A 20,146-nucleotide genomic window follows, 5' to 3' on the forward strand; every position below is an offset into this window, starting at 1 on the left:
TCAATTTTCGTATTTTTTCGAAAAGGTTAGGACATATGAAGGACCGATGACCGGATAACCGATTTGATCGTATCCTTTTTCAACCAAATAAGAACGCCCTGCTTGATAGATTGGCATAACAACCGCCTCTTCTAACAGCTTCGCTTCCGCGTTCCGTAAAATGATATTACGTTCGTCCAAACTCTCAGTGGAGCGAGCCTGATCCATCAATTGATCGTATGACTCATTTGCGTATCGACTTGAATTGAGCACATCATTAGACTCGAATTGCGTCAAATAGGCAGATAGCATCGGATAGTCAGGTTGCCATCCAGATAACGAAAAGGAATAATTTCCTGAGACTTCTTTCCTAACTTTATCTCCAAGTGGAAGCTCTACGATCTTGACGGTCAACCCGTCCAATTGTTCCAAATTCTCTTTTAATTTTGTCGAAATTTCACGTGCTTCTTCATCGACAAAGCTAAGCAATTCAATCTCAATTGTTTCTGTTTTTAAGCGTTTTTTCACGGTTTCAAATAATTGGTTGGCATCGCCTTTCAACTCTGCAACCGAAGCCTCCTCATCCATGACGAGAAGTCGTTCTGTCGTTTGTTCCGCTTGTGCAAGCGATTCTTCGAGTGTCGTCCGCTCAAGCGTCAGGGCGAGGGCTTGTCGAAATGCAACATCATCGAATGGTGCTTTTTCAACATTCGGTTTTAAATAAAACACGCCACTTCGCGGAACGTCTTTAATATTCATGACTTTCTCATCAATGGTAGACGTGTCGAAGTCATAAGGAATCGGATGCATCCCTGACGTCTCAGTCAAATTTGATTCACTTTGGATGGTGATTGTTTCAAGCGTAACGTTGTCGGCTTCACGATACGTTTCGTTTTTATGTAACGAGATGCTTGTATCGTCTATCTGATTCAATTCAAACGGACCGTTCGTTTCTAACTCATCCCATGTTGTCACGGATGGTTGTGGCAAAAACGCTGGCATTGCAAAAATTCTTTCGAATCCTTCCATCGGTCGGATGAGTTTGATTTCGAGCGTTCGCTCATCAATTGCTCGAACACCTAACGTATCCGGCTCTTGTTGCCCGAGTCCGATTTCTTTCGCAGATTGGACATCCGCAAGTAAAAAACTAAATGGTGAGTTCGTCTCGTCATCGACGAGTTTACGGAAATGGCCGACAAACGTCTGCGCGGTAACTGCATTCCCTTCTGTCGTCATACTCTCTTTCAATGTGAACGTATAGACCGTTCCATCTTCAGATCGTTCTAACTTCTCGACGAGTCCTGGTTCAATCGCCCCATCTGCGCCGAACCGATAGAGTCCTTCATATAGATGTGACAATACGGTTTGGGATGCCGGGTCAATCGCGAGCATGACGTCGGGTTGAGTCGGAAGGGATTCCCCATGAATCGTAATGGTTTGTTCTTCTGGTGGTAGTAGTTCACGTGACTGCTCTCGTTGTTCGTTCCAAATAAATAAAAAAAGGATAAGGACTGAACCTAACAAGGCGGCCACGATGAATGATTTCTTGTTCATTCGTTGCACTCCTTTCTGTTAGACCAACCCTTATACCCTAACCTTTTTTGAATGATTTTTCTACCGTCAGTTCGTCACTTTCGCAAATGCGAGTGTCGCATTGTGGCCCCCGAAGCCAAGTGAGTTACTGAGTGCATACTGAATGTCAAGTTCCCGATTTCCTTCACGTACATAATCAAGGTCGCAATCTGCTGCAGGTGATTCACAGTTGATCGTCGGATGAATCTTCCCTTCATGAATCGAAAGGGCTGTGATGACTGCCTCGACGCCACCTGCTCCTCCGAGAAGATGACCAATCATCGATTTCGACGAGTTGACCGCGAGTTTGTCGGCGTGTTCCCCGAACACACGACGAATCGCTTTCGTCTCAAGCATATCGTTGAGCGGCGTGCTCGTCCCGTGTGCGTTGATGTATTGAACGTCTTCCGGTTTGATCCCGGCGTCACGAATCGCCTCACTCATCGCTTTTGATCCGCCTTCTGCTTCTGGTGACGGTGCAGTGATGTGATAGGCGTCTGAACTCATCCCGTATCCGACGACTTCTGCATACATTTTCGCTCCACGTGCCTTCGCATGTTCGTACTCTTCTAATACGAGTACGCCAGCGCCTTCACCCATGACAAACCCATCGCGGTTCTCGTCAAATGGACGGCACGCTGTATTCGGATCCGGATTCGTCGAAAGTGCTTTGTTCGAACAAAAGCCTGCGAACGAAAGTGGTGTAATCGGCGCTTCCGCTCCACCGGCGAACATGGCAATCGCATCTCCCCGTTGAATGACGCGGAACGCTTCTCCGATGGAGTTCGTCCCTGATGCACATGCAGTCACGGAACAGTTACTTGGTCCTTTAGCCCCGAGGTAGATCGACACTTGTCCGCTCGCCATGTTCGGAATCATCATAGGAATGAAGAACGGGCTCACACGACGCGGTCCGCGGTCATGAAGGATGGCTGACTGCTTGTCGATTGTTTCGACACCGCCAATCCCGCTTCCAATCCACGTTCCGACTTCATCGGCAATGGCTTTGACATCGAGTCCGCTGTCTTTATGGGCAGCGTCTGCCGCCAACAGTGAGTATTGGATGAACGAATCCATTTTACGCGCTTCTTTTGGTTCGACTAAGTGTTCGATGTTCCACTCTTTTACTTCCGCTCCGACTTTCGCCGGATATTGGCTGATGTCGATTTTCGTCAACGTATCGATTGCGTTGTCCCCTTTTAAAAGACGGTCCCACATTGTCGACACGTCGTTTCCTAACGGTGATACGACTCCTAATCCTGTCACTACTACTCGTTTCATAGATGATTCCCCTCCGTAATTGTTGCATGATTCCATGTCAGACAGCTTGCACCCCACGTGAGTCCAGCTCCGAAACCTGCGATGACGATTGTTTGTCCGTCTTGGATTTTACCAGATTTGACGGCTTCCGCTAAGGCGAGCGGGATCGATGCCGCCGATGTGTTCGCATGGTCTTGAATGGTCATGACGACTTTCTCTTCTTCTAAATCTAAACGTTCCATCGCCGCATCGATGATTCGACGATTCGCTTGGTGCGGCACAAGGACGTCGAGGTCGTTTAACGACTTGTCGGCCTTGTTTAACGATTCGAGCACAATCTCCGGCATTTTCCGCACGGCGAACTTGAACACTTCGCGACCGTTCATGACAATCTTTCCTTCATCGTTTTCATACAAGTGCTTGCCACCTGTCCCGTCACTTCCAAGTACGATGGAGTCGATTGAAGCGATCTCGTCTTCCCCGAGTACGACTGCTCCAGCTCCGTCTCCGAATAGGACAGCTGTCGACCGGTCATCCCAGTCAATCAAACTTCCCATTTTCTCTGCTCCGATGACGAGCGTTTTCTTGAAGCCTTTCGAGTCCATAAGGCTTTTCGCTGTATCCATGGCGAAGATAAATCCACTACATGCTGCACTGACGTCGAATGCCACAGCAGCTTTCGCGCCAAGATTCGCCTGAACCACGCAGGCGGTTGCCGGGAAGGCTGGCGCAGTCGCCGTCGCACAGACAATCGCTTCAATCTCATCGATGCTGACCCCAGCGCTCTGTAAAGCCCGTTCTGCGGCACGTGTCGCCATATCCGAGACTGATACGTCACTTTCTGCTAAATGTCGTGCCTCGATGCCTGTACGCGTACGAATCCACTCATCGCTCGTATCCATTCGTTTTTCTAAATCGATATTTGTCACCCGATTGTCCGGTAAGAACGATCCGATGCCGATGATTCCAATATTCATATCGTCGACCCCTATTCTTAGTATCTGGTACTAATATAAGGGAATAAAAAGAGGATGTCAATGCATCCTCCTCACGATCTATCGTTTAAGCTTGTTCGAGACGTTTCGTGACAGCCATGACCATCTTCGCAGAGTTGATCGATGCCGTCTCTAAAAATTCATCAAACGATAAGTTCGCCTCTTCGTCCGCGCTGTCTGAAATCGAGCGTGTGACAACGAACGGAACACCGAACTGGTAACACGTTTGCGCGATTGGAGCAGCTTCCATCTCGACGGCAGCGACGCCATCGAAATGACCAAGGATGTCCGCTACACGTTTTGAGTCGTTGATGAACGAATCCCCTGTTACGATTAATCCTTGATGCACGTTCACGTCCGGTAAGTTTTCAATCACATCTTTACAGACGCTGACGAGCTTTGGATCAGCTTCATACGCTGGTGGCATCCCTGGTACTTGTCCGTACTCATAGCCGAATGCTGTCACGTCGACATCGTGGTGACGTACTTCTGTTGAGACGACGACGTCACCGACTTTCATCCCTTTTTTAAATCCGCCGGCAGAACCCGTATTGATCACGACGTCCGGTTTGAACTTATCAATTAAGAGTGTCGTCCCGATGGCGGCATTGACTTTCCCGATGCCTGACTTCAAGATGACGACTTGCATGTTTCCAAGATATCCTTCATAAAAATGATAGCTTGCGATTTCTGTATCTTTACGTTCAGTTAGTTCGTTCCGAAGTAAATTCACTTCTTCTTCCATCGCACCGATGATTCCAACTTTCATTCCGATTCCTCCTCAGAAAGAGAGCGACTTCCAAGATGGAGGTCGCTCAACAACTTATTTGATTTCTTTGATTTCGACGATCATGTCGCCACCTGGTGTTTGAACCGTGACCACATCTCCGATCGTACGGCCAAGAAGCGCTTTCGCGATTGGTGATTCGTTCGAGATTTTCCCTGTGAACGGGTCTGCCTCGGCACCACCGACGATTGTGTATGTCTCGTCTTCGTTGTCTTCTTGGATGAAGAACGTTACAGTTTTCCCGATTGAGACAACCGAGTTATCGCCTGCATCATCTTGAATGATGACTGCGTTGCGGAGCATTTCTTCTAATTGTGCGATTCGTCCTTCGACCATCGCTTGTTCTTCTTTCGCCGCGTCGTATTCCGCGTTTTCTGATAAGTCACCGAAATCACGAGCAATCTTAATATTTTCAACGACTTCTTTACGGCGGACCGTTTTCAGTTCGTTTAATTCATTCTCGATCTTCGCTTTTCCGTCTAACGTCATATAGTGTTGTTTTTCAGCCATTTCTGTCACTCCTTCATTGTCTCCTAGTATATTACAGCTAGGGTAAATTGAAAACGATTTATTTCCTCACGCGCGATTACGCTCAGTGAGCACCCAACGGATCTTTGTCACGAGTAAATCGATTGCGACAAAGTTTTCTCCGCCTTCAGGAACGATGATGTCCGCATACCGCTTCGTCGGCTCGCAGAACTGTAAATGCATCGGACGAACGACATTCGTGTACTGTGCCACGACCGAATCAATCGAACGTCCACGTTCATTGATATCCCGCTGCATGCGGCGCAGGATGCGAACGTCAGCATCTGTATCCACGAACACCTTAATATCCATCAATTCACGCAAACGGGCATCTTCAAGTGCTAAAATCCCCTCAACGATGACGACATCGACCGGTTCGATCAAAATCGTCTCATCAGAGCGCGTATGGGCCGCGTAGTCATATACCGGTTTCTCGACAGCCTGATGTTGTTGCAATTGTTGGATATGTTCAATTAGCAAATCGTTATCAAAGGCGAAGGGGTGGTCGTAGTTCGTCTTGTACCGCTCCTCCATCGTCATTTCAGATTGATCTTTATAATACGCGTCTTGTTCAATCATGACGACCGATTGACCTTTAAACGCATCGACGAGCGCACGGGCCACGGTCGTTTTTCCAGATCCGGTACCCCCGGCCACGCCAATAATGACGGGTTTATGTTGCATCAAAGTTAAGTCCTCCTCATCGTAATTTACGACTGATTGCTAGGCCATCACCAAGGGGCAAAATTGCAGTATGATAATCGGTCCGTGCCATCAATTGCTCAGTAAACTGCTTCACGAGACGGACAAGTCGGCGTCGACGTCGGTCCAATACTGACACGTCCTCGAGCAAGACGTCCCCTCGTAAAAACAAATTATCGCTGTAAATCGTACCACCAATTGGTACTAAAGCGCCATACCCATCAAAAAATTTTTGATATTGTCCTTTTGCCGCATCAATAAACACGGCATCGAACTCACCTTCAATCGAACCAATCAATTCAACGGCGTCACCGTGAATCAATGTGATGCGATTGCGAACATCAGAACGTCCGATAAAACCAGTCGCCTCTTCGAATCGACGAGCATTTCGTTCAATCGTTACGATTTCGGCATCTGGTAACAACTCTGCCATACGGATTGCACTGTAGCCAATTGCCGTCCCCACCTCAAGGATGCGGGTCGGTCGCTGCATCGCCAACAAAGAGAGAAGCACTTCAGAGCCCGTCAAGTCCATGATTGGGACGTGATGTTCTCGCGCAAATGCCTCCATCTCCGTCAACAGCGGAGAGCGGTCGTTGATCAATTGTTCTACATATCCCTCATAGGATGCATGGTCCACTCGTTCCACCTCTTAACTCTCTTCATTCAAACGACCGGAAGCATCCGCTTCCGGTCGTCCCATCAATTACTGTTCGCTTCTTCAAACGCTTCCCATTCGGAACGGTACGTATTGACGTTTTGTTGATGGTCCTCATAATTGACTTCGAACAAGACTTCCCCATTCGGGAACCCTTCACGTGGAGGGCGTGCATAGAAGTAAATGTTCTCTGTGTCGTTCGGGTTGAGTACCGCCTCAAACGCGTCGCGACTGACAGCCGCGATTGGACCGATCGGAATCCCTTCATAACGATATGTGTTATATAAGGAATCGTTCTCCAAATCTGCGAATGAAGTGAAAATCGATGTCTCCCCCGTGCCGTACCAGACGGTCGGGTCAGACTGTAATTTCATGCCGTCGTTTAGACGATTTTCAAAGACACCGGCAATCTCTTTCCGGTCTTCCGTTGAAACAGCTTCTTTCTCGACTACCGATGCGAGCGAGAGCGTCTCATGGAAGGTGCGTCCTGAATCAGCCAAACGACCTTTGTACTCTTGATACATGCTTTCAGTCGGGAGTAGCATCTCATCGATGATTTCAGTGAGTGTTACCCCTTTGTTGAATTCATATGTTGCCGGGAACAGGTATCCTTCAAGCGGATGATAAATGCCTTCCTGCAATACTTCCTCCGTCAACATCTCATGCTCGTTCACGAGCGAACTGATATATTCACGGTCACTCAATTGTTCGGAAATCTCTTCTTTCGGAATGTCGGCCTCTTTCGCAAGTCGCGCGATGACCTGGTCGATTGTGAACCCTTCCGGAATGACGAGCTTGATATCAGGAACCACAATGACTTTACCTGTTTGCAACGTTTCAATCAACTCATCGATTGATTGAGATGGTGACAACGTATACGTCCCCGCTTGGAACGATGACTCGTTTTTAAAGCGTGTATAGAAACGGAAAATCGTGCTACTCCTTACAAGCCCATTCTCTTCTAGTAATTCACCAATGTATCCCGAACCGGCACCGAGTGGGACTTCGACCTCAACGGTTTCCGTCGATGTCGGATCAATCGGTTCGACGGAGCGCTTCACGAAGACGTAAGCGAGTGCCGAGCCTGTGGCGATGACGAGAAGGAAGATGGCAAGGATGACAACCGTGATGCGACGAACGATCCGGTTGCGGGCACGTTTCTCATCTGACATAGATGGATGATTCATGCATTTCTCCCCTGTTCATTTTATAAAGAGAGGCGACGAGGGAAATCCCTAGCCGCCCTTCCCCTATTTAGTCTAGACCGACTTCGTCATTGACGATATCGAATGCTTCCATGACCTCTTCGAAGTCTTCATCGTCTTCGACGAGCTTCAAGATGAATTCGCCATCTTCAAGTTCTTCAATTTCAAATGCGTATACTTCGATTGTGTCTTCATCTTCTGTTTCCGGAGCGCCGACTGGTTCGAGTACAACGAATGTTTTCTTCGAACGGTCGCTTGTCATACGGAAAATTTCTGCAAATAAATGCTCGTCTCCATTTTCATCTGGAATACGGTACATTTCTTCTTCACGACGGATTTCTGCCATGAGAGATTCCTCCTTATTTCCCGGAACGGTCCAGGTAGTTTTGTAAAATCATCACGGCCGCCATTTTGTCGATGACCGCTTTTCTCTTTTTGCGGCTGACATCTGCTGAAATGAGCATCCGTTCCGCTTGCATCGTCGTTAATCGTTCATCCACCAACACGCAAGGTAAGCCTGTCTGTTCGGTGAACGCCTCGGCAAACGCCTCTGACGCCTCACCGCGCGGACCGACTGTCCCATTCATGTTTTTCGGGTGACCGACGACGACTTCTTTCACATCGTACTGCTCGATAAACGGACGAAGGAGACGGACGGCTTCGTCAAAGTCGGGTTCGGTCCAATAGACCGTCTCCACACCTTGTGCCGTCCATCCCATCAGGTCACTCACCGCGACACCAATTGTCTTCGATCCGACATCGAGTCCCATGACTCGCTTCATATTAATCCTCTCTACGATCGTTCAAATACGATTTGACCAACTCTTCGAGAAGTTCATCCCGCTCAATTTTGCGAATCAAGTTTCGCGCATCATTATGACGTGGGATGTAGGCGGGGTCACCTGACAATAAGTATCCCACGATTTGATTGATCGGTTGATAACCTTTTTCCTCGAGTGCTTGATATACCGTAATCAGCGTCTCACGTGTGTTAGCACGTTGATCATCTTCTGGAAAATTGAATTGCATCGTGCGATCCATTTGGCTCACAAGAATCCACCTCTTTCCGTTTGCACTTCACACTCTATTATGCCAGTGATTGGACGTAATGTGAAGCAAACTTCAATGCTTCGTCCAGTTTTGTTGCATCACGGCCACCTGCTTGTGCCATGTCTGGACGACCGCCACCACCGCCGCCACAGCGTGTTGCGACTTCTTTAATGAGTTTTCCAGCATGGAAGCCACGGTCGTTCAAGTCTTTCGTCACACCTGCGACGAGGTTGACCTTCTCACCGTTCGCCGACCCGAGGATAATTACGGCAGAACCGAGCTTCCCTTTCAAGTCGTCGACCATGCTACGGAGGGCATCCATATCTTGTCCATCGACACGCTTCGCAATCAATTGGACGTCACCAATCGTTTCGATTGCATCCGTCAATGAAGAAGCTTCGATGTTTGCAAGTTTCGCTTTGAGCGACTCTGAAGCACGCTCCACTTCTTTGATTTCAGATTGGAGTGCTTGAACACGAGCTGGAACCTCGAGAGGTTTCGTCTTCAACAGTTTCGCTGCCGCTTCGAGCGTCTCGATTTGCTGGTTCATCACTTCGTATGCGCCAGCCCCAGTGACCGCTTCGATTCGACGTGTTCCTGCGCCGATTCCTGACTCAGACAAGATCTTAAAGAGTCCGATTTCAGCCGTGTTAGATACGTGGCATCCACCGCAAAGCTCAACCGAGTAGTCCCCAGCCGATACGACACGAACGACATCACCATACTTCTCACCGAAGAGTGCCATTGCACCTTTCGCTTTCGCATCCGCGATATTCATTTCTTCGATGTCGACACCGATCGATGCCCAAATCTTCTCGTTCACTTGACGCTCAATCGATTGAAGCTCTTCCGCTGTCACTTGACCGAAGTGAGAGAAGTCGAAACGAAGACGATCTGGTGTCACGAGTGACCCAGCCTGATTGACGTGCTCGCCGAGCGTGTCTTTCAAGGCACGGTGAAGGAGGTGCGTCGCCGTATGGTTCTTCACGATTGCTTGACGTGATTCTTGGTCAACCGTTGCTGTCACTGCCACTTCCGATTTCGCGACGCCTGACTCGACTGTGACCGTGTGCAAGTTTTGCCCATTCGGTGCTTTCGACACATCTTTTACGCGAAGAAGGAAGTCTTCGCCAACGATTTGACCTTTGTCACCGATTTGACCGCCGCTCTCTGCGTAGAATGGCGTTTGATCGAGGATCACTTGTGCCTCTTCCCCTGCAGCGACGACGTCAACGAGCTCCCCGTCGTGAATCAAGCTGACGATTTTCGCGTTCGTCTCAAGGTTGTTGTATCCGAGGAATGTCGATGGCATCGTGATGTCTGCCAGTACGCCAGACTGGATTTGCATCGATTCAACGTCAGCGCGCGCTTGACGTGCACGTTCGCGTTGCTCATTCATCGCTTCCTTAAAGCCGTCCTCATCGACCGTCATGTGATGGTCTTCAGCGTATTCGATTGTCAATTCGAGCGGGAAACCGTACGTGTCGTAAAGACGGAACGCGTCTTGACCACTGATCACGTTTGAACCTGCAGCTTTTTGCGCTTTCGCGACTTCGTTCAAGATTGCGAGTCCGTCGTTCAACGTTTCATGGAAACGCTCTTCCTCGTTCTTGATGACTTTCTTGATGAAGTCTTTCTTCTCGTTCACTTGTGGATAGAAGTCGACCATGATGTCACCGACGACGTCGACGAGCTCATACATGAACGGACGCTCGATGCCGAGCATCTTCGCATAGCGGACCGCACGGCGGAGAAGACGACGGAGGACATATCCACGTCCTTCGTTCGACGGGAGTGCACCGTCTCCGATTGCGAACGATACGGTACGGATGTGGTCAGCGATGACTTTGAAAGCAACGTCTTTGCTGCTATCTTGACGATATACGTCGCCACTGATTTTTTCTGTCTCACGAATGATTGGCATGAAGAGGTCGGTATCGAAGTTTGTCGGTACGTCTTGAAGGACGCTCGCCATCCGTTCGAGTCCCATCCCTGTATCAATGTTTTTACGTGGAAGCTCTGTATAGTTCCCGTGCCCGTCATGGTTATATTGGCTGAACACGATGTTCCAGATTTCAAGGTAACGCTCGTTCTCCCCACCCGGATAAAGTTCAGGGTCTGTCGGGTCGTCTCCGAACGCTGGTCCACGGTCGAAGAAGATTTCGGTGTTCGGACCAGATGGACCTTCGCCGATTTCCCAGAAGTTATCTTCAAGTGGGATGATGCGGTCAGCCGGCATGCCGAGGTTCAACCAGATTTGTTTTGATTCTTCATCGTCCGGGTGAATCGTGACAGAGAGGCGATCTGGGTCGAGACCGTACCACTCGTCACTCGTCAAGAGTTCCCAGCCCCATGTGATCGCTTCTTCACGGAAGTATTCTCCGACTGAGAAGTTTCCGAGCATTTCGAAGAACGTATGGTGACGTGCTGTCTTCCCGACGTTCTCGATATCGTTCGTACGAATCGATTTTTGTGCGTTGACGATTCGTGGGTTCGCTGGGATGACACGTCCATCAAAGTATTTCTTCAATGTCGCGACACCAGAGTTGATCCATAACAAAGTCGGGTCTTCGACCGGTACGAGCGACGCACTCGGCTCAACGCTGTGACCTTTTGATTTGAAGAAATCTAAGTACATTTGGCGAATCTGTGCGCCAGTCAATGATTTGAGCGGTTTCATGAACAATTCCTCCTTATTTCTGAACGAAACGAAAAAAAGCGATGCCTGCCCCTGTGGAAAGGGACGAAAGCATCGCTTCGTGGTACCACCCTCGTTCGCACGGTAAACACCGTGCCTCGAACATCCGTTAACGTGGATGAGGCGCCCATGTTGAGTGGGGACTCCAGAATAGCTTCGGTCGGCCGACCTCCATCTTCTCGCAGCCTAGGAAGATGTCTCTGTAGAGGCGGTGACGACGTACTCATTTCCTTCATCGTCTGTATCGTTTCAGTTGTCTATTCGTCATTATCACATGCGCTTATGAAGACGTCAAGACTTCCCGCCTAAGCGTTCGACCAATTTTGTCCGCCGTACGGGTTCTTCTTCTCGCGTTGCCGCCTCGAGTGCCCGTACGTCCCCGAACAACAGCAAGCTTTTCTTCGCCCGTGTCACGGCCGTATAAATCAAGTTTCGCGATGAGCGGAAGCCGCCGTTAAAGAAGACCGGCATGAGTACGATTGGGAACTCGGACCCTTGTGACTTATGAATCGTGATGGCGTAGGCGTGGGTGAACTGATCCCATTCACTACGGTTATATTCGACTTCCGTCTGATCGAATCGGATATAAATTTTATCGACTTTATCAACGTTCTCTTTCGCGTAGAAGATGTTCGTGATCTCACCGATGTCCCCGTTATAGACGTTCTCCTCGGCGTTGTTGACGAGTTGTAGCACTTTATCGCCATTTCGATAAATACGCGTCCCATGTTTCACTTCCCGTGCACTCGATTTTGGATTGAACACGTGTTGAAGCGCTTCGTTCAGCCCATCGATTCCGCATACACCTCGATATGTCGGAGCGAGCACTTGGATATCAAATGGTGAATATCCTTTCCGGAGGGCCGCTCCCGCCATCTGACAAATCGCTTGAAGCGCCGTCTCTTGGTTCGCCGTGTAGAAGCGACGGTCCGGGAGCGCCGCCAATAAATCTTCTGGCATCTTTTTGGCGTTCAAGGAATGGGCGAGCCGTAAAATACTCGACTCCGACGCCTGACGGTGGACGACGTCGAGGCGGACGACCGGAATCCCATCCGTCGCCATTAGATCGGCGAGCACTTGTCCCGGTCCGACTGACGGGAGCTGATCGCGGTCCCCGACGAACAAGATTTTCATCCCGTTCGGTACCGCTTTAAGTAAGCTTCTGAATAAGAAAATATCAATCATCGACGCTTCGTCGACGATGAGCACTTTCCCCGCAAGTGGGTTCGTCTCATCGACTTGGAACGAACTTCCGTCAAATTTCAAGAGACGGTGAATCGTCGATGCCGGAAGGCCCGTCGATTCGCTGAGTCGCTTCGCGGCCCGACCCGTCGGTGCGGCCAAGACGAACGGGAACGGTTGGTTCGGTACGGGCTCTAACTTCCAGTCGAAGACGTCACTGAGTGCGTGAATAATCCCACGGACAACCGTCGTCTTCCCCGTACCCGGCCCCCCGGTGAGCACCATGAGTGGCGATTTGAGCGCAAGCTCGATCGCTTCTCGCTGTTGGGTCGCATATTCAATCGAAAACATCTCCTCGACACGTCCGACCGCGTCAAAGATGGTCGTCATGTCCACGTCTTCCGTCGTCGATGTCGCCATGATACGCGCCAATTCCTCTGCCGCCTTTCGTTCAGCGCGGAACACCCGAGGATGATAGACGACCCCGTCATCGATGACGACCCGCTCGTCTTTCGCAAGCGACTCTAATGCCGTGACGAGTGCGTCACCTGGGTCTGCCCCGATGATTCGAGGCATCTCCACTTCGAGTTGCTCCGCCGTCACGTAGAGATGACCGTTCCCTTGTTCGAGCTCTAACACGTAAAGTACCGCTGCCGCGATGCGTTCAGGATGAATGCCTTGAATCCCGAAATGCGCGGCGATGGCATCCGCCGTCTTGAATCCGATTCCTTGTACATCGTACATGAGCGCATACGGATTCTTCTCAATCGTCTCCATCGCCCGTCCTTCATATTCTTTATGGATTTTTGAGGCGAGACGAGGTGTCACGTCAAACGGAGCGAGAAACAAGAGCAGTTGGTCGACCCCGTATAAGACGTTCAGACGTTCCGTGATCACACGCGCCTGCTTTTCTTTTAACCCATCGACTTCTGACAGGATACTCGGATGTTTCACGATTTGGTCGATGCAATCATCCCCGAGCGTATCTGCGATCTTCTGAGCGGTCTTTTGTCCGATTCCGGGAAAGGAACCGTTCGTCAAAAAGCGGACGGCGGCCCGTTTCGTCATCGGAACGACGCGACGAATCCAATCGGCCTTCATCTGTTTTCCGAATCGAGGATGTTCGACGAGACGACCGTGCGCCTTATACGTCTCCCCTTTTTCGATGCCGACCCCGACGCCAGCGATGACCATCTCGGTCTCGTCCGTCTCAAAATTCTTTTCTTTTATTCGTACGAGCGCAATGGTGTGCGCTTCTTCTTCTGATTGAAACAGGACTCGAATGACTTTTCCAGTCAACTCGTAAGGTGCTGCCATCATATCCGACACCTCCAGCTATTTTTCCATCATTCATTATAGCCCGAGATGAATCGATTGAACAAATGACCTAGTCGAACAGACTCAAGATTTGCTCGATTCGGTCGAGGTCGACGACTTCCAAAATGCGAATGAGTTGTTCAAGGTCGACCCTGTCCAAGATACGCTCGACTTGTTCGAGGTCCACTTCTTCAATCAACCGCTGGATTCGGTCTAAATCACCCGACGCCTCGTACGCCTCGAGTCTCGTGAAGAGTTCTGTCTTCTCGATTCGAATCGAATCCTCCAACATCCCCCGAGCACCAAATAAGACAAGACTGATGACCCCCAATTGAATCAACCAATTCGTCACGACTTTCCAGAATGGGACGGTCTGTCCGATGAATGGGATGAGCGGGATGAACGTCAATTGTAGGAGCAACATCCCGACCTGAACATATACGTTCGGAATCACCAAGCCTAACATCGCAAGAATCAACGGAACGAACCATCCGACCCCGACATGTTCAGACGTGAGTTGCCAGGACTTCTGTTCCGCGTACACATAATGAACAACCCATCCGACAATGAGGAGCGCCACGAATAGAATGAACAATAGCGTTAAAAGTCCCTGCGGTTCGACGACCACTTGATATAAAATCGTGTTCGTCCACTTCCCATCCGCAAGTCGCTGATTCACTGTTTCAAATAATTGCGTGAACCACACATACTCAATAATGAAAAATAAAATGACACTGACCATGCTATATTTTCGCAAGTCATTCGACCTCCTTCTATAAAGTGTCATTCCCTCACTTCAAGACAGCTAGTCGCGTTTTTGATTTGAAGAAAGCGGGAACTGTTCGAATGAGACATTGAAGGAGGAGTCATACATGGGTAAACGAATTCCAGTCAGCGGATTATGTGAACTTGTATTAGAAGTGACAGATATGGAAGAAGCCGTTTCGTTTTGGTCTGAGAAATTAGGTCTCCCGGTCGTCGAACAATGGGTCGGAGACGATGCCGAGCCAAGTGAATCGCAAGAACAAGCGAATGAGCCATGGGCAACGTGGCTCTACATCGGAGGGAATACGCGGCTAGGGCTTTGGTTGAAACGTAACTTTACGGAAGAAGAGGATGCGAACCGAAAACAGGACGTGACCGAGTGGGACACGCTCTATGATGAAGGTGGGGTCCACGTCCACTGTGCGTTCTTCGTTCCGATGGAGTCGTTTGAAAAGGCACTCGAGATCCTAGATGAGACCGATGTGCCTGTAAAACTACGGACATGGGACGAGGACGAGACAAAGAATGGGAAAGAACGCTCGGCGTACTTTAAAGACCCGAGCCACAACATCATCGAACTGTATACGAAAAATATGGACGAGGCCTACGGCGACTTCGCCGGGGAACCCGTCAAAATCACGACAAAACAACTTTAATTGCCACCAAAAAAAGTGCCATCGCTCCATTGCGATGGCACTTTCCTATCCAAGAGATCAGTTCCCGAGCAGTGCGTCCATCTTCGCGATGGCATCACGTGCGAGTTCGTGATCCGGTTGCATCTCCAAGACGCGTTGAAGTTCGGCATACGTCCGTTCCTGGTCACCCAAGAACGCATACGCGATTGCCAAGTTGTAACGGGCATCCGTATGGCTCGCATCGAGGTCGAGCGTCTCTTCTAACGCGACGACCGCTTCTTCAAGCTGTTCGCTTTGTGCGAGTGCAAGTCCGTATTGGAACGTGATTTCCACGTCTTCCGGCGATTGTTTCTTCGCTTCACGCAGGCGCGGCATCGCACGAACGAAGTCACCCATCGCTTTGTACGTCAAGCCGAGCATGAAATGAAGATCGGCATCATCCATCCCCGAGAGGAGCGCTTGGCGAAGCGACGCTTCTGCCGTCTCCAATTGCTCGAGTTCATAGGCAAGGGCACCTTTCGCATAATGCGCGGCACCGAACGAGCCATCGAGTTCAATCGCTTTGTCATAAAAGATGACGGCACGATCGTAATCGTTGATCGCCTGAAGCAACGTCCCCATGTTGACGAAACCAGTCGGGTCCGTCGGGTTCGCTTCAATCGCCTCATTGAAATGTTTGGCTGCCTGTTCGAATTCACCTTGTTGCATCGCTTGGATGCCTTGTTCGTTTGCGTTCATATCAATCACCTCATCCGATATAGTCGAGTCGTTTTCCGTTTCGGTACGCTTCGTCAATCGTTGCCCCACCGAGACAGATGTCGCCGTCATAGAAGACGACCGCTTGTCCAGGAGTGATGGCACGTTGTGGCTCGTCGAACTTGACGAGTACTTCGCCGCCCTCAAGTGGAGCGACCGTGACCGGCACGTCTTGTTGACGATAGCGGAACTTCGCCGTAGCCCGGAACTCTCCTGAAGGAGCAGCCCCTGTCCAAGACAGTTTCGAAGCGAGGAGCGCATCTGAATAGAGCGCGTCGTGATGGAAGCCTTGTCCGACGAACAAGACGTTGTTCTCGACATCTTTCCCGACGACGAACCAAGGGTCCCCATCGCCACCGATTCCGAGACCGTGCCGCTGTCCGAGCGTATAATACATCAACCCGTCATGACGTCCTTTGACGACACCGTCGAGCGTCCGCATTTCACCTGGCTGTGACGGAAGGTATTCCGACAAGAACTCCTTGAAGTTCCGCTCTCCGATAAAGCAGATTCCGGTCGAATCTTTCTTCTTCGCTGTCGCGAGCCCTGCTTCTTCAGCAATGACACGCACATCTTTCTTGTCCATATGACCAATCGGGAACATCGTTCGCGCGAGCTGGTCTTGAGACAGTTGGTTCAAGAAATACGTTTGGTCTTTGTTGTCGTCTTTTCCGCGCAACAAGCGGTGTTCGCCGTCGACGTATTCCACTTGTGCATAATGGCCGGTTGCGACAAAGTCCGCACCGAGTCGAAGCGCATGGTCAAGGAATGCCTTGAATTTAATTTCTTTGTTACACATGACGTCCGGGTTCGGTGTACGACCGAGACGATATTCTGCCAAGAAATACTCAAAGACACGGTCCCAATATTCTTTTTCAAAGTTGACCGCATAGTATGGGATCCCGATTTGGTTCGCGACGGCGATGACGTCTTCATAGTCCTCTGTCGCCGTACATATACCATTTTCGTCCGTGTCATCCCAGTTTTTCATAAAGATTCCGATGACGTTATACCCTTGTTCTTTCAATACATGGGCCGTCACCGATGAATCGACGCCACCTGACATCCCGACGACGACCGTCGTCTCTTCAGGGGCTTTCGTGCGTAAATTCATCTATCTCACTCCGTTCATAAATGTCGAGACGACTTCTTGTAGTCGCTCCGCGAGCCGTTTCGCGTCCTCGACCGAGTTGCCGTGGCCAAAACTGATTCGAACAGACTGACGTGTCCGCTCTGAATCCCCGTACATCGCCGACAATACATGGGACGGTTCGACCGACCCTGCCGTGCAGGCACTTCCGCTTGAAATCGCCATGCCCCGCATATCCATCATGATGAGGAAGGGTTCAAGGTCAATTCCAGGAAGGTATAGGTTCACGATGTGAGGTAAACGATCTGATCCGTTCACCTCATAAGATACGCCTAATTCGTCAAGGCGCTGACGTAGTGCCAAATCGAGCGACTCATAGAGAGCCACTCGGTCCTCACGCTCTGCCATGACGAGTTCAGCTGCTTTTTGGAATCCGACGGCACCCGGAACATTTTCCGTGCCGGCTCGACGTTTACGTTCTTGTTGTCCACCAAAAGAACGTGACGCTAATTTTACACCTGTTTTCATGAAAAGAAAACCGATACCTTTTGGTCCATTCACTTTATGTGCGGACGCCGACAATAAATCGACATGAATCGCCTTTACATCAATCATTTCTGTACCGAGCGCTTGTACCGCATCGGTATGGAAAATGGCGTGATGGTCTCGTAACAACTCACCGATTTCTTGAATCGGTTGGCGTGTCCCGACTTCGTTATTGCCGTACATGACCGATACGAGAATCGTGTCATCCCGTAAGGCTGAACGCACAGCGTCGACAGTGACGGATCCCGACGCATCGACATCGAGATACGTGACCTCGAAGCCCTCACGCTCGAGCTGTTCCATCGCATGAAGAACGGCATGGTGCTCGACTTTTGTCGTGATGATATGTTTGCCTTTTTCCTGATGGGCATATGCCGCACCGAACAAGGCATAGTTATCCGACTCCGTCCCACCCGATGTAAAGACAATCTCGTTTGGTGAAGCACCGATCCATTTCGCGAGGACGCGACGTGACGAATCGAGCGCCGCCCGCGCGTTACGCCCAATTCCGTGAATGCTCGACGCGTTGCCGTACGTCTCTAAAAAGTAAGGGGTCATCGCCTCGAGGACTTCTTGTCGCATCGGTGTCGTCGCAGCGTGATCAAAATAGTTCATGTAAGGGTCACCTCGTTCTTAAATATAAAACATATAGCCGTCTGACTCTTCCTCGGCAAGGTCGGCGAGTGTCGTTTCGTCAAGGACGGTATCGATGGCTTCTTTGATTTTATCCCAAAGCTTCCGTTTCACCGCATCATCTGCTTCAGATTCCTCGACCACGGCTAACGGCCCTTCGAGTAAGCGAATGATTTCACCCGCCGTCACTTCTTCTGCCGGTTTGACGAGCTGATAGCCACCGTACGCGCCGCGTACACTCTTAACGAGTCCACCATTACGGAGTGGACCGATCAATTGCTCTAAATAATGCTCCGGCAACTCATGGCGTGCCGCAATCTTCTTTAAGCTGAGCGGTTTGTTGTCAGTTTCTCGCGCCAACGCAATCATGATGGTTAAGCCATAACGGCCTTTTGTAGATATTTTCATCTTCAAGTCTCCTTCTGTTATACTAATCGAACAAACGTTTGTCGAAAGGAATGGTTACGTATGCCTGATTTGTTTCATCAATCGAATGGCGGACCGCTCGCCAACCGCATGCGCCCCGAAACGTTAGATGACGTCATCGGACAGCGCCATATCATCGGTGAGGGCAAGCTACTTCGCCGTGCCATCGAAGCCGACCGACTCGGCACGATTATCCTATACGGTCCGCCTGGCACTGGGAAGACGACACTCGCCCGTGTCATTTCGAATTACACGAAAGCGACATTTGTCCAATTGAACGCCGTCACAGCCAAACTCGATGAATTGCGGAACGTCATTCGTGAAGCGGAGTCCCGGTTTGACTATGAGGACGAGCGCACGATTCTCTTTTTAGATGAGATCCATCGATTTAATAAGCTTCAGCAGGATGCGCTCCTCCCTGCTCTGGAGTCCGGAAAGCTCGTCCTCATCGGAGCGACGACCGAAAACCCAAGCTTTGAAGTGAACGCAGCCCTCTTGTCACGGGCAACCGTGTTTCGGCTTGAGCCACCAGGTGCCGAGGAGTTACGAATCGTCCTCGAGCGTGCACTACACGACTCACGTGGGCTCGGAAATTACCCGGTGAAGATGGATGAAGCTGCCGCTGACCATTATATCAAAATGGCAGATGGTGACTACCGTGTCCTATTGAACGCACTCGAACTCGCCGTCTTGACAACACCAGAAGTAGATGGACAAATTCACATCACGCTCGAGGTCGCGGAAGAGTCGATTCAACAGAAGTCAATCAAATACGATAAGACGGGTGACCGACATTACGACGTCATCTCGGCATTTATCAAATCGATTCGTGGATCGGATCCTGATGCGGCGCTATACTGGTTAGCCGTCATGATCGAGGCTGGCGAATCGCCGCGCTTCATCATGCGTCGCCTTTACGTCCATGCCGCCGAAGATATTGGAATGAGCGATCCGAACGCATTACTCATCGTAGATGCGGCGGCTCGAGCGAGCGAATACATCGGTTTCCCGGAAGCCCGCATCCCAATTGCCGAAGCTGTCATCTATTTGGCGACCGCACCAAAATCAAATGCGGTCATCACCGCCATCGACAAGGCACTCCATCACGTCCGCACAGTTGAGGGTGGACCTGTACCCGTACATCTCCGTGATGCTCATAGTCCAGGGGCTCGCGAACTCGGAAACGGGGTCGGATACAAATACCCACACGATGAAAAAGATGGGTTCGTTCCTCAAAACTACTGGCCAGAAAACTTAGCCCGAAAACGACCAACCTACTATAAACCGAAACCACGTGGATTCGAGCAACAGATTCAAAAACGGCTCGATTATTGGGAAAAACGACGCGACTCGAAATGAGCC

General features: G+C 50.2%; 20 protein-coding genes. 2 read left to right on the plus strand and 18 right to left on the minus strand.

Annotated elements, in window-relative coordinates:
• From ACQKD4_RS08910 to ACQKD4_RS08975, 14 genes are all read right to left on the minus strand, one after another.
• Positions 1-1,533, minus strand: coding sequence for a peptide ABC transporter substrate-binding protein (locus ACQKD4_RS08910; RefSeq protein WP_427373067.1), 1,533 nt, complete (start codon positions 1,531-1,533; stop codon positions 1-3).
• Positions 1,534-1,599: 66 nt separating this feature from the next.
• Positions 1,600-2,832 (minus strand): beta-ketoacyl-ACP synthase II, encoded by a 1,233-nt coding sequence (fabF, locus tag ACQKD4_RS08915; protein WP_214695452.1) that lies wholly within the window; start codon positions 2,830-2,832, stop codon positions 1,600-1,602.
• Positions 2,829-3,788: a beta-ketoacyl-ACP synthase III gene (locus ACQKD4_RS08920; RefSeq protein ID WP_427373068.1), complete on the minus strand. Its 960-nt coding sequence runs from the start codon at positions 3,786-3,788 to the stop codon at positions 2,829-2,831. Before ACQKD4_RS08920 ends, fabF begins: the two co-directional genes overlap by 4 nt.
• Before the next feature lie 85 nt (positions 3,789-3,873).
• Positions 3,874-4,575: a 5'-methylthioadenosine/S-adenosylhomocysteine nucleosidase gene (gene mtnN / locus ACQKD4_RS08925; RefSeq protein WP_214760592.1), complete on the minus strand. Its 702-nt coding sequence runs from the start codon at positions 4,573-4,575 to the stop codon at positions 3,874-3,876.
• A 54-nt stretch (positions 4,576-4,629) separates the two neighbouring features.
• The gene (gene greA, locus ACQKD4_RS08930; RefSeq protein WP_074035127.1) at positions 4,630-5,103 is read right to left on the minus strand and encodes a transcription elongation factor GreA; all 474 of its coding nucleotides are present in this window, start codon (positions 5,101-5,103) and stop codon (positions 4,630-4,632) included.
• A 66-nt stretch (positions 5,104-5,169) separates the two neighbouring features.
• Positions 5,170-5,805 carry a uridine kinase gene (udk, locus tag ACQKD4_RS08935; RefSeq protein WP_074035132.1) on the minus strand — a complete coding sequence of 212 codons (636 nt, stop codon included), beginning with the start codon at positions 5,803-5,805 and terminating at the stop codon, positions 5,170-5,172.
• A gap of 16 nt (positions 5,806-5,821) precedes the next feature.
• Positions 5,822-6,463, minus strand: coding sequence for an O-methyltransferase (locus ACQKD4_RS08940; RefSeq protein WP_427373288.1), 642 nt, complete (start codon positions 6,461-6,463; stop codon positions 5,822-5,824).
• 62 nt (positions 6,464-6,525) lie between these two features.
• Positions 6,526-7,668 (minus strand): endolytic transglycosylase MltG, encoded by a 1,143-nt coding sequence (gene mltG, locus ACQKD4_RS08945; protein ID WP_427373069.1) that lies wholly within the window; start codon positions 7,666-7,668, stop codon positions 6,526-6,528.
• Positions 7,669-7,735: 67 nt separating this feature from the next.
• On the minus strand, positions 7,736-8,032 hold the full coding sequence (locus ACQKD4_RS08950) for a DUF1292 domain-containing protein (RefSeq protein WP_078146594.1): 297 nt from the start codon (positions 8,030-8,032) through the stop codon (positions 7,736-7,738).
• Between the two features lie 13 nt (positions 8,033-8,045).
• A complete protein-coding gene (gene ruvX, locus ACQKD4_RS08955; protein ID WP_015881197.1) occupies positions 8,046-8,468 on the minus strand; it encodes a Holliday junction resolvase RuvX in 423 nt (140 codons plus the stop codon).
• A gap of 1 nt (position 8,469) precedes the next feature.
• Positions 8,470-8,736, minus strand: coding sequence for an IreB family regulatory phosphoprotein (locus ACQKD4_RS08960; RefSeq protein ID WP_015881196.1), 267 nt, complete (start codon positions 8,734-8,736; stop codon positions 8,470-8,472).
• 37 nt (positions 8,737-8,773) lie between these two features.
• On the minus strand, positions 8,774-11,416 hold the full coding sequence (gene alaS, locus ACQKD4_RS08965; RefSeq protein ID WP_427373070.1) for an alanine--tRNA ligase: 2,643 nt from the start codon (positions 11,414-11,416) through the stop codon (positions 8,774-8,776).
• A gap of 309 nt (positions 11,417-11,725) precedes the next feature.
• The gene (gene recD2 / locus ACQKD4_RS08970) at positions 11,726-13,933 is read right to left on the minus strand and encodes an SF1B family DNA helicase RecD2 (protein WP_427373071.1); all 2,208 of its coding nucleotides are present in this window, start codon (positions 13,931-13,933) and stop codon (positions 11,726-11,728) included.
• Between the two features lie 70 nt (positions 13,934-14,003).
• On the minus strand, positions 14,004-14,690 hold the full coding sequence (locus tag ACQKD4_RS08975) for a hypothetical protein (protein ID WP_427373072.1): 687 nt from the start codon (positions 14,688-14,690) through the stop codon (positions 14,004-14,006).
• A 115-nt stretch (positions 14,691-14,805) separates the two neighbouring features.
• Here ACQKD4_RS08975 and ACQKD4_RS08980 point away from each other — a divergent pair, with 115 nt between their 5' ends.
• Complete coding sequence (locus ACQKD4_RS08980; RefSeq protein ID WP_224860500.1) at positions 14,806-15,354, plus strand: VOC family protein; 549 nt, start codon at positions 14,806-14,808, stop codon at positions 15,352-15,354.
• 57 nt (positions 15,355-15,411) lie between these two features.
• On the opposite strand, the gene ACQKD4_RS08985 is transcribed toward ACQKD4_RS08980, so the two are convergent.
• The 4 genes from ACQKD4_RS08985 to cymR are packed head-to-tail and all read right to left on the minus strand — an operon-like array spanning position 15,412 to position 18,766.
• Positions 15,412-16,161, minus strand: coding sequence for a tetratricopeptide repeat protein (locus ACQKD4_RS08985; protein WP_271305074.1), 750 nt, complete (start codon positions 16,159-16,161; stop codon positions 15,412-15,414).
• On the minus strand, positions 16,082-17,203 hold the full coding sequence (mnmA, locus tag ACQKD4_RS08990; protein ID WP_427373073.1) for a tRNA 2-thiouridine(34) synthase MnmA: 1,122 nt from the start codon (positions 17,201-17,203) through the stop codon (positions 16,082-16,084). Before mnmA ends, ACQKD4_RS08985 begins: the two co-directional genes overlap by 80 nt.
• Positions 17,204-18,340, minus strand: coding sequence for a cysteine desulfurase family protein (locus tag ACQKD4_RS08995; protein WP_427373074.1), 1,137 nt, complete (start codon positions 18,338-18,340; stop codon positions 17,204-17,206).
• 18 nt (positions 18,341-18,358) lie between these two features.
• Positions 18,359-18,766: a cysteine metabolism transcriptional regulator CymR gene (cymR, locus tag ACQKD4_RS09000; RefSeq protein WP_214695418.1), complete on the minus strand. Its 408-nt coding sequence runs from the start codon at positions 18,764-18,766 to the stop codon at positions 18,359-18,361.
• A gap of 60 nt (positions 18,767-18,826) precedes the next feature.
• On the opposite strand from cymR, the gene ACQKD4_RS09005 reads away from it, so the two are divergent.
• A complete protein-coding gene (locus ACQKD4_RS09005; RefSeq protein WP_427373075.1) occupies positions 18,827-20,143 on the plus strand; it encodes a replication-associated recombination protein A in 1,317 nt (438 codons plus the stop codon).
• Positions 20,144-20,146 lie beyond the last annotated feature (3 nt).

Source organism: Exiguobacterium sp. NPDC077395 (assembly GCF_050269125.1).
Lineage (GTDB): Bacteria > Bacillota > Bacilli > Exiguobacteriales > Exiguobacteriaceae > Exiguobacterium > Exiguobacterium aestuarii_A.

What these genes read in the sequence shown, in the direction of transcription:
- ACQKD4_RS09005 (WP_427373075.1), top strand. Translation starts at nt 18,827, where the DNA reads ATGCCTGATTTGTTTCATCAATCGAATGGCGGACCGCTCGCCAACCGC.
- udk (WP_074035132.1), bottom strand. Translation starts at nt 5,805, where the DNA reads ATGCAACATAAACCCGTCATTATTGGCGTGGCCGGGGGTACCGGATCT.
- mnmA (WP_427373073.1), bottom strand. Translation starts at nt 17,203, where the DNA reads ATGAATTTACGCACGAAAGCCCCTGAAGAGACGACGGTCGTCGTCGGG.
- ACQKD4_RS08950 (WP_078146594.1), bottom strand. Translation starts at nt 8,032, where the DNA reads ATGGCAGAAATCCGTCGTGAAGAAGAAATGTACCGTATTCCAGATGAA.
- cymR (WP_214695418.1), bottom strand. Translation starts at nt 18,766, where the DNA reads ATGAAAATATCTACAAAAGGCCGTTATGGCTTAACCATCATGATTGCG.
- ACQKD4_RS08980 (WP_224860500.1), top strand. Translation starts at nt 14,806, where the DNA reads ATGGGTAAACGAATTCCAGTCAGCGGATTATGTGAACTTGTATTAGAA.
- ACQKD4_RS08920 (WP_427373068.1), bottom strand. Translation starts at nt 3,788, where the DNA reads ATGAATATTGGAATCATCGGCATCGGATCGTTCTTACCGGACAATCGG.
- recD2 (WP_427373071.1), bottom strand. Translation starts at nt 13,933, where the DNA reads ATGGCAGCACCTTACGAGTTGACTGGAAAAGTCATTCGAGTCCTGTTT.
- alaS (WP_427373070.1), bottom strand. Translation starts at nt 11,416, where the DNA reads ATGAAACCGCTCAAATCATTGACTGGCGCACAGATTCGCCAAATGTAC.
- ACQKD4_RS08910 (WP_427373067.1), bottom strand. Translation starts at nt 1,533, where the DNA reads ATGAACAAGAAATCATTCATCGTGGCCGCCTTGTTAGGTTCAGTCCTT.
- ACQKD4_RS08985 (WP_271305074.1), bottom strand. Translation starts at nt 16,161, where the DNA reads ATGACGGCGACATCTGTCTCGGTGGGGCAACGATTGACGAAGCGTACC.
- mtnN (WP_214760592.1), bottom strand. Translation starts at nt 4,575, where the DNA reads ATGAAAGTTGGAATCATCGGTGCGATGGAAGAAGAAGTGAATTTACTT.
- mltG (WP_427373069.1), bottom strand. Translation starts at nt 7,668, where the DNA reads ATGAATCATCCATCTATGTCAGATGAGAAACGTGCCCGCAACCGGATC.
- greA (WP_074035127.1), bottom strand. Translation starts at nt 5,103, where the DNA reads ATGGCTGAAAAACAACACTATATGACGTTAGACGGAAAAGCGAAGATC.
- fabF (WP_214695452.1), bottom strand. Translation starts at nt 2,832, where the DNA reads ATGAAACGAGTAGTAGTGACAGGATTAGGAGTCGTATCACCGTTAGGA.
- ACQKD4_RS08995 (WP_427373074.1), bottom strand. Translation starts at nt 18,340, where the DNA reads ATGAACTATTTTGATCACGCTGCGACGACACCGATGCGACAAGAAGTC.
- ruvX (WP_015881197.1), bottom strand. Translation starts at nt 8,468, where the DNA reads ATGAAGCGAGTCATGGGACTCGATGTCGGATCGAAGACAATTGGTGTC.